Raw genomic sequence first — 12,252 nt, forward strand, 5'->3', positions numbered from 1 at the left:
AACGCATTGCAACTCTCGACCCGGCTATCCGAAGAGAGTGTGCTGGGTCACATACACGGCACCTCTTCATCGCAAGGAGTTTTCATGACCCAGACCATCGAGCCCGACTCGATCACCCGCACGCACACCCCGCAGGAACGGGTCGACGCCTGGTTGTCGAAGTTCGAGGACGCCCTGGTCACCCGGGACATTCCTCGTGTTGCCGGCATGTTCGCCGTCAGCAGCTTCTGGCGCGATCTCGTCACGTTCACCTGGAACCTCAAGACGGTCGAGGGCCGGGACGGCGTCGCCGACATGCTCGGTGAAAGGCTCGCCGATACCGACCCGACGGGATTTCACACCACCGAGACCCCCGACGAAGCAGACGGCGTCGTCTCGGCGTGGATCGCATTCGAGACGGCGACGAGCCGTGGCAAGGGACATCTGCGTTTGACGACGGACGCCGAGACCGGTGACGACGTGGCGTGGACGCTGCTGACGACGATGCAAGAACTCAAGGGATACGAGGAGCGGCAGGGCAAGTCCCGCATCAAGGGTGCCGTGCACGGCTCGAATGCCGACACCCAGAACTGGGCCGAGAAGAAGGAGATGGAAGAGACGGAGCTCGGCTACAGCGTGCAGCCGTACGTCCTCGTCGTCGGCGGCGGGCAGGGCGGCATCGCTCTCGGTGCTCGGTTCCGTCAACTCGGCGTCCCGGCGATCGTCGTCGACCGTGCCGAGCGCCCCGGAGATCAGTGGCGTGGCCGATACAAGTCACTGTGCCTGCACGACCCGGTCTGGTACGACCATCTGCCCTACCTGCCGTTCCCGCCGAACTGGCCGGTGTTCGCGCCGAAGGACAAGATCGGCGATTGGCTCGAGATGTACACCAAGGTCATGGAGGTTCCGTACTGGACCAAGACGACCGCGAAGTCCGCGACCTACGACGAGGCCGCGAAGGAGTGGACAGTCGTCGTCGACCGCGACGGCGAGGAAGTGATCCTGCGGCCCAAGCAGTTGGTGATGGCCACCGGGATGTCCGGCAAGAAGAACGTGCCCAACTTCCCCGGCATGGACGAATTCGAGGGCGAGCAGCACCATTCCAGCGAACACCCCGGTCCCGACGCCTATGTCGGCAAGCGCGTGGTGGTCGTCGGTTCCAACAACTCGGCGCACGACATCTGCAAGGCGCTGTACGAGACGGGCGTCGACGTCACGATGCTGCAGCGCTCGTCCACACACATCGTCAAGTCGGACTCGTTGTGCGAGATCGCTCTCGGCGATCTCTACTCGGAGCGCGCGGTGGAGTCCGGAATGACCACGGCCAAGGCCGATCTCACGTTCGCGTCGCTGCCGTACCGGATCATGCACGAGTTCCAGATCCCGGTGTATCAGCAGATCGCAGAGCAGGACAAGGATTTCTACGATCGCCTCGAGAAGGCAGGCTTCCAGCACGACTTCGGTGACGACGGTTCCGGCCTGTTCATGAAGTACCTGCGCCGCGGCTCGGGTTACTACATCGACGTCGGCGCATCCGAGCTCGTCGCGGACGGCAAGATCAAACTCGTTGCCGGGCAGGTGGAGCGGATCAGCAAGACCGGCGTCGTACTCGAGGACGGGACCGAACTACCGGCGGACCTCATCGTCTACGCCACCGGCTACGGCTCGATGAACGGCTGGGTCGCCGATCTCATCGACCAGGAGACCGCCGACAAGGTGGGCAAGTGCTGGGGCCTGGGCTCGGACACCACCAAGGATCCCGGTCCGTGGGAGGGCGAACAGCGGAACATGTGGAAGCCGACGCAGCAGGAGAACTTCTGGTTCCACGGCGGCAATCTGCATCAGTCACGCCACTATTCGCTGTACCTGGCGCTGCAGATCAAGGCGCGTTACGAGGGCATCGACACCCCGGTCTACGGGCTGCAGGAGGTGCATCACCTTCGGTGACGGTCGTGCGCGGAAACTCGTAGTGGGCTACGAGTTTCCGCGCACATGGCTGCCTAGTCGTACACGCCGGTCCCCTGCGCCTTGGCGATCAACGCATCCTCGGAGCGCACCTGATCGAGGTTGACCACGCGGGTGGACAGCACCGTCGAGTACAGCCAATCGGTGGCCACGCGCACCCGGGCGGAGGCGGTGGGCAGGGCATAGAGGTGATAACCGCGGGCGACGAACTTCGCGACGGCTCCGGTGAGGGGCACACCCAAAGGCTTTGCCACACCGTCGAATCCGCCCAGGTCGGCGACCAGTCCCAGATCCTTGTGTCGGTACGGTCGAGCAGTACCGACACCGAGGGACGCGGCGACGTTCTTGGCCACCGCTGTGCCCTGCCGCTGCGCGTGCTGCGCGGTGGGCGGCGTCGGCTTCGACAGGTCGGCGGCGATATCGGGCACCGCGGCCGCGTCACCGATGGCCCAGACGTCGTCCACGCCGGGGACCGTGAGGTCGGGGTTGACCACAAGCCGGCCCTTTTCGGTCGGCAGGTCGAGTTGCGCGATGAGGGGGCTCGCAGCCACGCCCGCTCCCCACACCAGGGTGCGTGTCGGTACGACGTCGCCGTCCGTCAGCGTCACCGCGTTCGCCGTGGCCGATTCCACCGACACCCCGAGACGCACCTCGACGCCGCGAGCGGCGAGGACTTCCATTGCTTCCTTGCCGAGTCGCTCGCCCAGTTCCGGCAGCACCGCCGGCGCGAGGTCGATGAGCAACCACCGGATGTCCGACGGGTCGACCGTCGCCCACCGGGTAGCGATACCGCGAATCCAATTCTGCATCTGCGCAACGAATTCGGTGCCCGTATAACCGGCTCCTACAGCGACGACGGTGAGCCGTTCCTTGCGTTCGGCGCGGCCCTCCGGCGTGTCGGGCAGTTCGTCGGCTGCATCCAACTGCTTCAACACGTGGTTGCGAATGAACACCGCTTCGCTCAGGGTCTTGAGACCGTGTGCGTGCTCGGCGACACCGGGGATGTCGAACTGCCTCGTCACCGAACCCGGGGCCAGAATCAGCTTGTCCCAGGCCAGTTCCGAATCACCGTCGGGACCGGCGACGCGAACGCGTCGATTCTCGAAGTCGACGGACGTGACGTGTCCCAGCACCAACTTGGTGCGCCGCAACGTCTGCCGCGTCGACACCGCGATGTCCCGCGGATCCAGCACGCCGGTCGCCACCTCGGGCAGCAACGGGCTGTAGAGCAGGTAGTCGTTGGGCGCGACCAGGGTGAACGAGGCGCGGTCCGGGCCCAACAGCTTCTGCATCTTGCGCAGTGCGTAGAAGCCGCCGAACCCGCCGCCGACCACCACCACCCAGGCTGGGGATGCGGGAGCCGGGGCGGTGCTGCGATTACGGAGTGGTGAGCGCATGGTCCACATTAACGCCGAGTACCGCAGCTCCGCCCCGTCAAACGTGGACCGGGCGACGAATTTCTAGACCAACCGGGCTTCCGGGGAGCCGGTCTTGCCCGCATCGCGCTCGACCGAATCGCCGAGGGCTTCGTCGATCTTGGCGAGTACATCCGCGTCCAGGGTGAACTCGGACGCCTTGATGTTCTCGGCGATCTGCTCGGGCCGCGATGCCCCGACCAGCGCGGCGGAAATGTTGTCGTTGGCCAGAACCCAGGCAACGGCCAACTGCGCCATGGTGATTCCGAGATCGTCGGCGATCGGCTTGAGTGCCTGCACCCGGGTGAGCGTCTGATCGTCGAGGTAGCGCGCGATCATCTTGTCGCCGCCCTTGTCGTCCTTGGCGCGCGAGCCGTCGGGCAGCGGTTGTCCGGGTAGGTACTTGCCGGTGAGCACTCCCTGAGCGATGGGTGACCACACGATCTGGGAGATGCCCAGTTCCTTGGACGTCGGGATCACCTGATCCTCGATGACGCGCCACAGGGCCGAGTACTGCGGCTGGTTCGAGATGATCGAGAACCCGTTCTGCCGTGCCAGTTCCTGGCCGGCGCGGAGCTGATCGGCCGTCCACTCCGAAACGCCGATGTAGAGGGCCTTGCCCTGACGGACGACGTCGCCGAACGCGGCGATGGTCTCTTCGAGCGGGGTCTCGACGTCGTAGCGGTGGGCCTGGTAAAGATCGACGTAATCGGTACCGAGGCGTCGCAGCGACGCGTCGATGCCTTCAAGGATGTGCTTGCGGGACAGACCGGTGTCGTTGGGGCCCTTGGGTCCGACGGGAAAGTAGACCTTGGTGAAGATCTCCAGCGATTCGCGACGCTCGCCCTTCAACGCGTCACCGAGGACCGTTTCCGCAGCCCCGTTGGCGTAGACATCGGCGGTATCGAATGTGGTGATGCCTGCATCGAGAGCCGCACGCACGCACTGGGTCGCGATGTCGTTCTCCACCTGCGAACCATGGGTCAACCAATTGCCGTACGTGATCTCCGAAATCTTCAGTCCGCTGTTTCCGAGGTATCTGTAAGCCATGTAAGAAAACGGTACTCCGGTGATCAATTCAGTAGTGGCCGACGACCGAGGACCCGCGTCCCGACGCCTGCGAGGACCACCGCTACCACTGCCGCGCCCGTGGAGAGCCACAGTTCCATGCTGGGCCACGTGGAGTGGTGGAGGGCGGATGTGAGCGGCGTGTACGCCGTCCAGCCGTAGGTGACGACCATCGGCACCGTGATCGCCACCGGTACCGCGAGGCCGATGGTCAAGGGCGTGCAGGTCGAGGGAGTGGTAGTAGCCGGCGTGCACGCCACGTACAGATAGGCCGCAGCGGCCGGGAAGATCACCAGACTTGCCGCGTAGTGCACGTTGTCCCACGGGGGGCGCTCGAACAGCGCGGTCGTACACACCACCGCCAGGGTCGCGAAGCCGACGATCGGTCGACCCCAGCGCAGCCCGAGTGCCGCGCCCACTGTCACCGCAACTGCCGTGATTGCCACGAGCCCGAGCACCCAGATACCGTCCGACACATCGATGCCCACCCCAGCGGTGGTGGTCGAGGTGAGCAACACGGCTGTCCCGGCGAGCACAAGAATGCCTCCGCGACCCGGTAGCAGAGCGGCAGCACCGAACAACACTGGTACGACGACGAGGCCGAAGTACCAGCTTCCCCCGAAGCCGTCTTCAGCTCGAAACAGCATCTGCACGAACAACATATTGAGCAGCAAGCCACCGATCGAGATCAGTAGTATCGCCCCGACCGTGCGGATGCTCCGTTCCGGTGGCACATGGTCGTCGCTGCGGTCGACACGTGCTGCCGAGGCCACTGCAATTACGACCAGTACGCACAGCACCGGAACGACAACCGGCGGGCCGATATCGGATTCGGTGAGGTAGTCGGCGTAGCGCCGCGGGATACTCGGATGCTGCAAGGCCTCGACCGCGCCTGCACTGAGTAGTCCGACGAGGAACGACCCGATCAACAGTGCTTGTCGAACTCGTGCACCACAAGCTTGTACTGCTGCGGATCCCAACAGGACTCCCCCTGCCAACACCTCGGCGAGGTCGGAGGGAATCAGCAATGCCGTCACCCCGGCGACTACGGCCGCGGCGATGGACAGACCGGCGAGAATACTGCGCCGACGGACGAGCATAGCCAGACCCGACGCCAGAATCACTGCTACGGCGACTCCCCCTCCGCCGCTGGAGAACACCACACCCCCGACGCTGGTGTCGCCGAAGATATCGACCCCGTCGGATTGCGAGAGCAAACCGGCCAGGAGTCCGGAAAGAACGATCGCGAGCGCTGACATCCCCGAATTATGCACGGCCACCACGGTAGGCGCGGGATGCCGCAACAATTTTCTCCAAAGTCTGTGCAAAAGAACGCAATTCGTCCTCACCCACTGCGGCGCCCACCGCGTCCGACCACGTGTGTTGAGCATCTCGCAGAGCGGCTACGGTCTCGCGTCCCTTCGGGGTGGGCTCGAGGAGCTTCGCTCGCTTGTGGTTCGGATTCTCGATGTAGACGGCCCAGCCCTTGTCCACCAACAAGTTTGCGGTTCGTTGCACACTTTGCCGCGCCAAACCCAGACCGACGCGTCGCGCTATATCGGCCACCGAGAGCGGCTCGTCGAGAGTGGCCCCGAGAACCTGCCACCAGGCCGGCGTCAATCCTGTCGGTTCGGTGATGTCCTGTGCGGCAGCGAGGAATTCGCCGTTGAGCTCGAAGACCGGCAGGACCACCTCGGTGAGCGCGTCCCCCTCCGGCGTTCGTCCGCTCATGCGCCCGTCAGCTGGTCGTAGAATCTGCGCTCCCCCGTCGTGTAGAGCCCGTACCAAGCGTCGATGATGGGCTGCGGGAACACGTCGAGGCGCTCGAACACCAGCTTGGCGAACTCGATCGGTGCAGTCGCTCCCGCGGTGATGACGGTGCCGTCGGACACTGCCTTCTCCTCGCGGTAATGCTCGGCTCCATGGTATTCCGCAGCCTGAGTGAGGAATTCGGCGGCATTCGAGGTATGTGGCCGGTCGTCGAGCAGGCCGATCCGAGCCAGCCCGTAGGTTGCGCCGCAGATTGCCGCGACCGGAGTGCCCGCCGCCACGAGTTCGGCGGCCAGCTCCAACGCTGCCTCGTTGGCGGATTGCCACGTGCCGGCACCGGGCAGGATCAGCGCGTCGACGGGCGGAAGATCGGCCAACGCAACGTCGGGGGTAATCCTCAGGCCGCCCATCGTCGTCACCGCCTCCCCCGACTCCGATGCGACGAGCAACCGGTTGGCGTCGGGATTCTGCTCGCGGGCCATCGTGAGCCCGGCGATGAGGTAGCCGTACTCCCAATCGGCCATGGTGTCGGTGGCATACAGCGCAACGGTGATCATGGAACGGTCCTCACATCGATTGACAGGATGCTGTCAATCATTCGCTTTTGACAACAGGCTGTCAACCCTTCCACGAATCTTGTAAACCAATTGGTTGACTACACAGCTCGAGGGGCATATCTTGGCCGTATTCGAGGAGGTGGGTGACCATGGACGACCGTATCGAGCAGCTCAATCGAACCTTTGCAGCGTTGGCGGACCCCACTCGGCGTGACATGGTTGCTCGGCTTGCGGGTGCCGACGCCAACGTCAGCGAACTGGCCGAGCCGTACGACATGAGCCTGCAGGCAGTCTCCAAGCACGTGAAGGTGCTCGAAGACGCCGGGCTGGTGACGCGCAGCAAAGACGCCCAGCGCAGACCGGTGCATTTGGATGCAGAGGTGTTCGGACTGATGGCGAAGTGGATCGAGCGTTACCGCCAGGAGGCCGAGCAGCGCTACCGACGTCTCGACGACCTGCTGGATCACGTTGTAACACAAGACGACTCTCAGAAGGACGTGTCATGAACGAGCACGAAACCGAGATAGTAGCGGACGACAAAGTACCCACCATCGAGATCATCAGGCAGTTCGACGCGTCGCCGGAGCAGGTGTTCCGCGCACACGTCGACCCCGATCTGTATCGGCAGTGGGTAGGCCCACGGTCGGTGACGACGCGAATCATCGCGTGGGACGCACGAACCGGCGGCGCATGGTCGTTCGCGAACGACCGCGACGGCGAAGAGATCGCGTCGTTCTTCGGCAGCTTCCACGAGGTTCGCGCGAACGAGCGGATCGTGTGGACCTTCACCTACGAAGGCGATCCGGATTCGGTCGCCCTCGAGACCATGGCTTTCGGGGCCCGCGACGACGGCGGTACGCGATTGAGGGTGTTGAGCGTCCTGTCCGACTTCGCAACCCGAGACGGGATGCTCTCCAGCGGAATGGATGTGGGAGTCAGGGAGGGTTACGAGAAACTCGATGCACTGTTGACGGGACCGGCTGCACAGCATGCACGGGACGCTGCCGCGTTCACGGCGTTGGTCGATTCCGTTTCCGGGGACGCGTGGTCTCGGCCCAGTCCGGTACCGGAGTGGAACGCGCTGGGTGTCGTCGAACATCTCGTCGGTTGGTCACGTGGTTTCCTCGGCGGTGTCGAGGGTGTCGAACTCACCGAACTCGACGTGGCGCGCGACCCTGCCGCCGGGTGGGCGCGACACGTCGCCGACATCCAAGCCATCCTCGACGCCCCCGCGGGCCGCATCCTGAGCAACCCGCACATCGGCGACATGCCGGTCGAAGACGCGATCGACCGGTTCTATACCGCTGATGTGTGGATGCACACCTGGGACTTGGCCAAAGCCCTGGGACGCGAACCCGATCTCGGCGAAGAGCGTTGCGCCGCAGCGCTGATCGCCATGAAACCGATGGACCGCGTGCTCCGCGAGAGCGGGCAGTTCGGCCCCGCCGTCGACGTCGACGACAACGCATCCGCCCAGGACAGGTTGATGGCCTTCATCGGACGCGACCCGTCCTGGTCACCCGAGAGTTAGGTACCCACAGCCTCGAGCTGCGGACGAATCTCGTTCAGCGAGAACTCGACCGACGCTTTCGATGGTGTATTGAATCCCACCACCGTCGCGTAGTCGACGACGGCAACTCCGCCGCCGGTCGCCGCGGGCAGGCTGGTGAACCCCGGAAGTTGTTCGAGGTCTTCGCGCGTGCCGCCGTTGGGGAGAATGACCACGAGGTCTGCGGTGAGAACGTCCAGCCGTTCGGGGCTCAGCACGATCCGGCCGTGAGAGATATCGGGCGAGTTCACCAAATCCTGCGGGACGTCGAGTCCGATGCTGTCGAAGACCTTCGCGGCACCGTCCTCCGGGTCGGCGACGACCGCAAGCTGCTGACTGTCGAAAACGAACTGCGACAACACAGCCGACTTACCGTCGAGCGCCGGGTACTGCTGACGGATGCCATCGGTTACGGCATGCCCCTCGTCGATGATGCTCTGTGCATCGTCCTCGCGATCGAGCACCCGCCCGAGCGTCTCGATCTGCGATTCCCACGTCTCGACCTTCTCCGCCTTCGGAAATATCGTGGGCGCGACGTCGGACAAGCTCTTGTACGGCTCTATCGACGGTATCCCCGACAGCAGGATCAGGTCGGGCTGTAGCGCCGCGATCTGCTCGGTCGGCACCGAAGCCCCCATCTGATCGACGGCGGCCGAGTCGAGCATCTGGGCATCCGTATCCACTGCGGACTGCCAGGGGTAGAGCCCGCGTTCGTCGCCGTTCGATCCGGCGGAGACATACCCGACGGGTTGCACGTCGAATTCGAGCAGCGCGTCCACCCACTGCTGCCCGAATGCGACGATGCGCTGTGTCGTTCCCGTGATCTGCGTGGGTCCGACGAGTGTGTCGACGGTGACGCTGCGGGTGTCGGAGCCGGCGTCGTCAGCGGTGTTGCTGCTGCACGATGCCAGCGTCAGGGCCGTGGCGACGGCAAAGGCGCACCCCAGGAAGGTCCTTGTCATCGGCAGAAATTAGCACAGCCTTGCCTTCCTGAGGTGAGCTACGTTCACATGTACTTGCGCAGCTCCATCTTCGCGATGGACATCTTGTGCACCTCGTCGGGACCGTCGGCGAGCCGCAGCGTCCGCACGTGTGCGTACATCATCGCCAGCGGGAAGTCGTTGCTGACTCCGCCGCCGCCGTGCACCTGAATGGCGCGGTCGATGATCTTCAGCGCCATCTCGGGTGCAGCGACCTTGATCGCTGCGATCTCGGTGCGCGCTTCCTTGTTTCCGACGGTGTCCATCAGGTAGGCGGCCTTGAACGTCAGCAGCCGCGTCTTCTCGATCTCGATGCGCGCCTCGGCGATCCAGTCCTGGATGTTCGCACGCATGGCGACCGGCTTGCCGAAGGTCACCCGTGAAACCGCACGGCGACAGAGCAATTCGAGCGCTCGCTCCGCAACACCGATGGTCCGCATCGCGTGGTGGATGCGGCCGGGCCCCAGTCGAGCCTGACTGATGGCGAATCCCTCACCCGGCCCCTTCAGCACGTCCTTCGCCGGCACCCGCACGTCCTCGAAGAGAACCTCGGCGTGGCCCTCTCGGTCGACGTAGCCGAAGACGGGCAGGTTGCGCAGCACGGTGACGCCGGGCGCATCGATGGGCACGACGAGCATCGACTGCTGCCGGTGCGTTGCTGCCTCGGGGTCGGTCTTGCCCATGACGATCAGAACCTTGCAGTTCTTGTGCATCGCGTTCGACGTCCACCATTTGCGCCCGTTCAGGATGAAGTCGTCGCCGTCGCGGTCCATCTTCATCGCGATGTTGGTGGCATCGGAACTGGCGACGTCGGGCTCGGTCATCGCGAAGGCCGAACGAATCTTGCCGTCCAGCAACGGCTTCAGGTACTTCTCTTTGTGCTCGTCGGTACCGAAGAGGGTGAACACCTCCATGTTGCCCGTGTCGGGTGCGTTGCAGTTGCATGCCTCGGGGGCGAGCAGGCTGCGGCCCATGATCTCGGCCAGCGGAGCGTATTCGAGGTTGGTCAGGCCGGGGCCCCACTCGGGGTGCGGATGGAACAGATTCCACAGTCCGCGCGAGCGCGCTTCCTTCTTCAGGTCCTCGAGAATCGGGGGATGGAAGTGCGGGTCACCGGCTTCGAGCATCTGTTGCTCGTACACCGCCTCCGCCGGATAGACGTGAGAGTCCATGAACTCCAACAGATCCGACTCGTACTTCTTTGCGCGGTCGCTGGTCTCGAAAAATGCCACGTTCAGTTCCCCTGTTGGTTGTCGAGCAAGCTGTCCTGGTAGCGGCGCATGCCCCGCAACCACCGGTCGTAATCGGCACCTTTGTTGCGGTACATGTCCAGTACGTTCTCGTGGGGCAGGATCAGGAACTGCTCCCGGTCCATTGCGTCGAGCACCACGTCGGCGACGTCGAGCGGTTCGAGCACAGCGCCCGCGCTCAGCACCGCGGCAGTTGCGGCCGCTCCCAACGCATCTCCCGATTCGCGGCCTTCGTAGAGCAATTTGGTGTTGACGCCCATCGGGCACAGGCAGCTGACGCGAATGCCCCGATTGCCGTAGGTGACGTTGAGCCATTCGGCGAACCCCACCGCGGCATGCTTGGTCGTCGCGTATGTCGCGGAACCGATCTGGGTGAGCAAGCCGGCTGCCGAGGCCGTACTGACGAAGTAGCCCTCACCACGTTCGAGCCAACCCGGCACCAACAGCTGCGCAGCGCGGATGTGTGCGCGCACGTTGACGTCGAAGGACAAGTCCCAATCCTGTTCGCTGGCGTCGAGCCCGGGGGCACCGCTGATGCCGGCGTTTGCGAAATACAGATCGACCGGACCGAACGACTCTTCGGCGACCGCGATCAGCCGCTCGATATCCCCGATGTCCGACGCGTCGGCCGCGGCAGCGACGGCTGTGCCCGGCCGGTCTCGCTCGATGGCGTCGACCACGGATCGGGCCGTGGACTCGTCCACATCGGAGACGACGACGCGGGCGCCGTGTTCGGCGAGTCTGGCGGCGATGGCTCCGCCGATTCCGCCACCACCTCCGGTGACGATGGCGACCTTGCCTGCAACCTTCATTCCCCAGGTATAGTTGAAGTCAGATTCAAGTTCAACCCTGATTGGATGAACTGTCAGCTCAGCGCCGGTGTGTCATGCCCTCGGCCGCGTCGGATCGGTGATCCAACCCGACCACGAGCCGGGATACAACGCCGCGTCGATGCCTGCCAACTCCAGTGCGAGAACCTGATGTGCAGCGGTCACGCCCGAGCCGCAGTAGACGGCGACGTCCTTACCCTTCGGTACGAGTCCACCGAATGCGCCATCGAGTACCTCCGGGGGCAGGAAGCGCCCGTCGGAATCGACATTGTCGGTCGTCGGCCTGTTGACCGCCCCGGGGATGTGGCCGGCCACAGGATCGACTGGCTCGACCTCGCCGCGGAATCGCTCGGGTGCGCGGGCGTCGAGCAGGACGTTCTCGCGGGCGAAGGCCAGCACGTCCTCGACCTCGAGGACCCGAGCCAGCGGCGGCCGCGCCGTGAACGATCCGGCCGCCACGATCGAGGGCTCGGTGCCGACGGAATAGCCCTCGTCGACCCATCGCGCGAACCCGCCGTCGAGGACGCGCACATTCCGGTGGCCGAAGTAGCGGAGCAACCACCAGGCCCGCGCAGCCGCAGTTGCCGGCCCCGCGTCGTAGACCACCACCGCGGAATCGTCGCCGACTCCGGCTCCCCGCATTGCCGCGACGAACGTATCCGCGTCGGGCAGCGGATGGCGACCACGATCGTCCGGCGGTGCGGCCAGTTCCGTACCGAGGTCGACGAATTGCGCGGTCGGGATGTGCCCCGCCTCGTAACCTGCTCTGTCGCTACCGTTTTGGAGGGTCCACCGAATGTCCAGGACCACGGGGCCGCGACCCATCTCGAACAGACCGTGCAATTCGGAAGCTGATATCAGCGGCGACTGGCTCATAGTGTTTCGACGC

General features: G+C 64.6%; 12 protein-coding genes. 3 read left to right on the forward strand and 9 right to left on the reverse strand.

Annotated elements, in window-relative coordinates:
• Positions 1 to 84 precede the first annotated feature (84 nt).
• On the forward strand, positions 85 to 1,926 hold the full coding sequence (locus AB0P23_RS12165; protein WP_032369364.1) for an NAD(P)/FAD-dependent oxidoreductase: 1,842 nt from the start codon (positions 85 to 87) through the stop codon (positions 1,924 to 1,926).
• Positions 1,927 to 1,979: 53 nt separating this feature from the next.
• On the opposite strand, the gene AB0P23_RS12170 is transcribed toward AB0P23_RS12165, so the two are convergent.
• The 5 genes from AB0P23_RS12170 to AB0P23_RS12190 form a co-directional block, all read right to left on the reverse strand.
• Positions 1,980 to 3,341, reverse strand: coding sequence for an NAD(P)/FAD-dependent oxidoreductase (locus AB0P23_RS12170; RefSeq protein ID WP_363797709.1), 1,362 nt, complete (start codon positions 3,339 to 3,341; stop codon positions 1,980 to 1,982).
• Positions 3,342 to 3,404: 63 nt separating this feature from the next.
• The gene (locus tag AB0P23_RS12175; protein WP_363797711.1) at positions 3,405 to 4,409 is read right to left on the reverse strand and encodes an aldo/keto reductase family protein; all 1,005 of its coding nucleotides are present in this window, start codon (positions 4,407 to 4,409) and stop codon (positions 3,405 to 3,407) included.
• Between the two features lie 23 nt (positions 4,410 to 4,432).
• Positions 4,433 to 5,686 (reverse strand): hypothetical protein, encoded by a 1,254-nt coding sequence (locus AB0P23_RS12180; protein ID WP_032373838.1) that lies wholly within the window; start codon positions 5,684 to 5,686, stop codon positions 4,433 to 4,435.
• Positions 5,687 to 5,693: 7 nt separating this feature from the next.
• Positions 5,694 to 6,158 carry a MarR family transcriptional regulator gene (locus AB0P23_RS12185; protein WP_032386047.1) on the reverse strand — a complete coding sequence of 155 codons (465 nt, stop codon included), beginning with the start codon at positions 6,156 to 6,158 and terminating at the stop codon, positions 5,694 to 5,696.
• Positions 6,155 to 6,754 carry a DJ-1/PfpI family protein gene (locus tag AB0P23_RS12190; RefSeq protein WP_363797712.1) on the reverse strand — a complete coding sequence of 200 codons (600 nt, stop codon included), beginning with the start codon at positions 6,752 to 6,754 and terminating at the stop codon, positions 6,155 to 6,157. The genes AB0P23_RS12185 and AB0P23_RS12190 overlap by 4 nt, the downstream gene beginning before the upstream one ends.
• A gap of 149 nt (positions 6,755 to 6,903) precedes the next feature.
• Between AB0P23_RS12190 and AB0P23_RS12195 the strand changes: the two genes are divergently transcribed.
• Both AB0P23_RS12195 and AB0P23_RS12200 read left to right on the forward strand, forming a co-directional pair.
• Positions 6,904 to 7,260, forward strand: coding sequence for a metalloregulator ArsR/SmtB family transcription factor (locus tag AB0P23_RS12195; protein ID WP_032364507.1), 357 nt, complete (start codon positions 6,904 to 6,906; stop codon positions 7,258 to 7,260).
• Positions 7,257 to 8,285 carry a TIGR03086 family metal-binding protein gene (locus AB0P23_RS12200; RefSeq protein WP_363797714.1) on the forward strand — a complete coding sequence of 343 codons (1,029 nt, stop codon included), beginning with the start codon at positions 7,257 to 7,259 and terminating at the stop codon, positions 8,283 to 8,285. Before AB0P23_RS12195 ends, AB0P23_RS12200 begins: the two co-directional genes overlap by 4 nt.
• Here AB0P23_RS12200 and AB0P23_RS12205 read toward each other — a convergent pair.
• From AB0P23_RS12205 to AB0P23_RS12220, 4 genes are all read right to left on the reverse strand, one after another.
• Positions 8,282 to 9,265: an ABC transporter substrate-binding protein gene (locus AB0P23_RS12205; RefSeq protein WP_363797716.1), complete on the reverse strand. Its 984-nt coding sequence runs from the start codon at positions 9,263 to 9,265 to the stop codon at positions 8,282 to 8,284. The two genes, AB0P23_RS12200 and AB0P23_RS12205, sit on opposite strands and share 4 nt — an antisense overlap.
• A 44-nt stretch (positions 9,266 to 9,309) precedes the next feature.
• On the reverse strand, positions 9,310 to 10,515 hold the full coding sequence (locus AB0P23_RS12210) for an acyl-CoA dehydrogenase family protein (RefSeq protein WP_027494412.1): 1,206 nt from the start codon (positions 10,513 to 10,515) through the stop codon (positions 9,310 to 9,312).
• Positions 10,516 to 10,517: 2 nt separating this feature from the next.
• Positions 10,518 to 11,345 carry an SDR family oxidoreductase gene (locus AB0P23_RS12215; RefSeq protein WP_032369358.1) on the reverse strand — a complete coding sequence of 276 codons (828 nt, stop codon included), beginning with the start codon at positions 11,343 to 11,345 and terminating at the stop codon, positions 10,518 to 10,520.
• Positions 11,346 to 11,417: 72 nt separating this feature from the next.
• On the reverse strand, positions 11,418 to 12,239 hold the full coding sequence (locus AB0P23_RS12220; protein ID WP_204857865.1) for a sulfurtransferase: 822 nt from the start codon (positions 12,237 to 12,239) through the stop codon (positions 11,418 to 11,420).
• Positions 12,240 to 12,252 lie beyond the last annotated feature (13 nt).

Origin of the sequence: Rhodococcus sp. NPDC077669 (genome assembly GCF_040686915.1) — a bacterium.
Taxonomy (GTDB): domain Bacteria; phylum Actinomycetota; class Actinomycetes; order Mycobacteriales; family Mycobacteriaceae; genus Rhodococcoides; species Rhodococcoides fascians.

What these genes read in the sequence shown, in the direction of transcription:
- AB0P23_RS12200 (WP_363797714.1), top strand. Translation starts at nt 7,257, where the DNA reads ATGAACGAGCACGAAACCGAGATAGTAGCGGACGACAAAGTACCCACC.
- AB0P23_RS12170 (WP_363797709.1), bottom strand. Translation starts at nt 3,341, where the DNA reads ATGCGCTCACCACTCCGTAATCGCAGCACCGCCCCGGCTCCCGCATCC.
- AB0P23_RS12215 (WP_032369358.1), bottom strand. Translation starts at nt 11,345, where the DNA reads ATGAAGGTTGCAGGCAAGGTCGCCATCGTCACCGGAGGTGGTGGCGGA.
- AB0P23_RS12195 (WP_032364507.1), top strand. Translation starts at nt 6,904, where the DNA reads ATGGACGACCGTATCGAGCAGCTCAATCGAACCTTTGCAGCGTTGGCG.
- AB0P23_RS12205 (WP_363797716.1), bottom strand. Translation starts at nt 9,265, where the DNA reads ATGACAAGGACCTTCCTGGGGTGCGCCTTTGCCGTCGCCACGGCCCTG.
- AB0P23_RS12190 (WP_363797712.1), bottom strand. Translation starts at nt 6,754, where the DNA reads ATGATCACCGTTGCGCTGTATGCCACCGACACCATGGCCGATTGGGAG.
- AB0P23_RS12165 (WP_032369364.1), top strand. Translation starts at nt 85, where the DNA reads ATGACCCAGACCATCGAGCCCGACTCGATCACCCGCACGCACACCCCG.
- AB0P23_RS12185 (WP_032386047.1), bottom strand. Translation starts at nt 6,158, where the DNA reads ATGAGCGGACGAACGCCGGAGGGGGACGCGCTCACCGAGGTGGTCCTG.
- AB0P23_RS12180 (WP_032373838.1), bottom strand. Translation starts at nt 5,686, where the DNA reads ATGTCAGCGCTCGCGATCGTTCTTTCCGGACTCCTGGCCGGTTTGCTC.
- AB0P23_RS12175 (WP_363797711.1), bottom strand. Translation starts at nt 4,409, where the DNA reads ATGGCTTACAGATACCTCGGAAACAGCGGACTGAAGATTTCGGAGATC.
- AB0P23_RS12220 (WP_204857865.1), bottom strand. Translation starts at nt 12,239, where the DNA reads ATGAGCCAGTCGCCGCTGATATCAGCTTCCGAATTGCACGGTCTGTTC.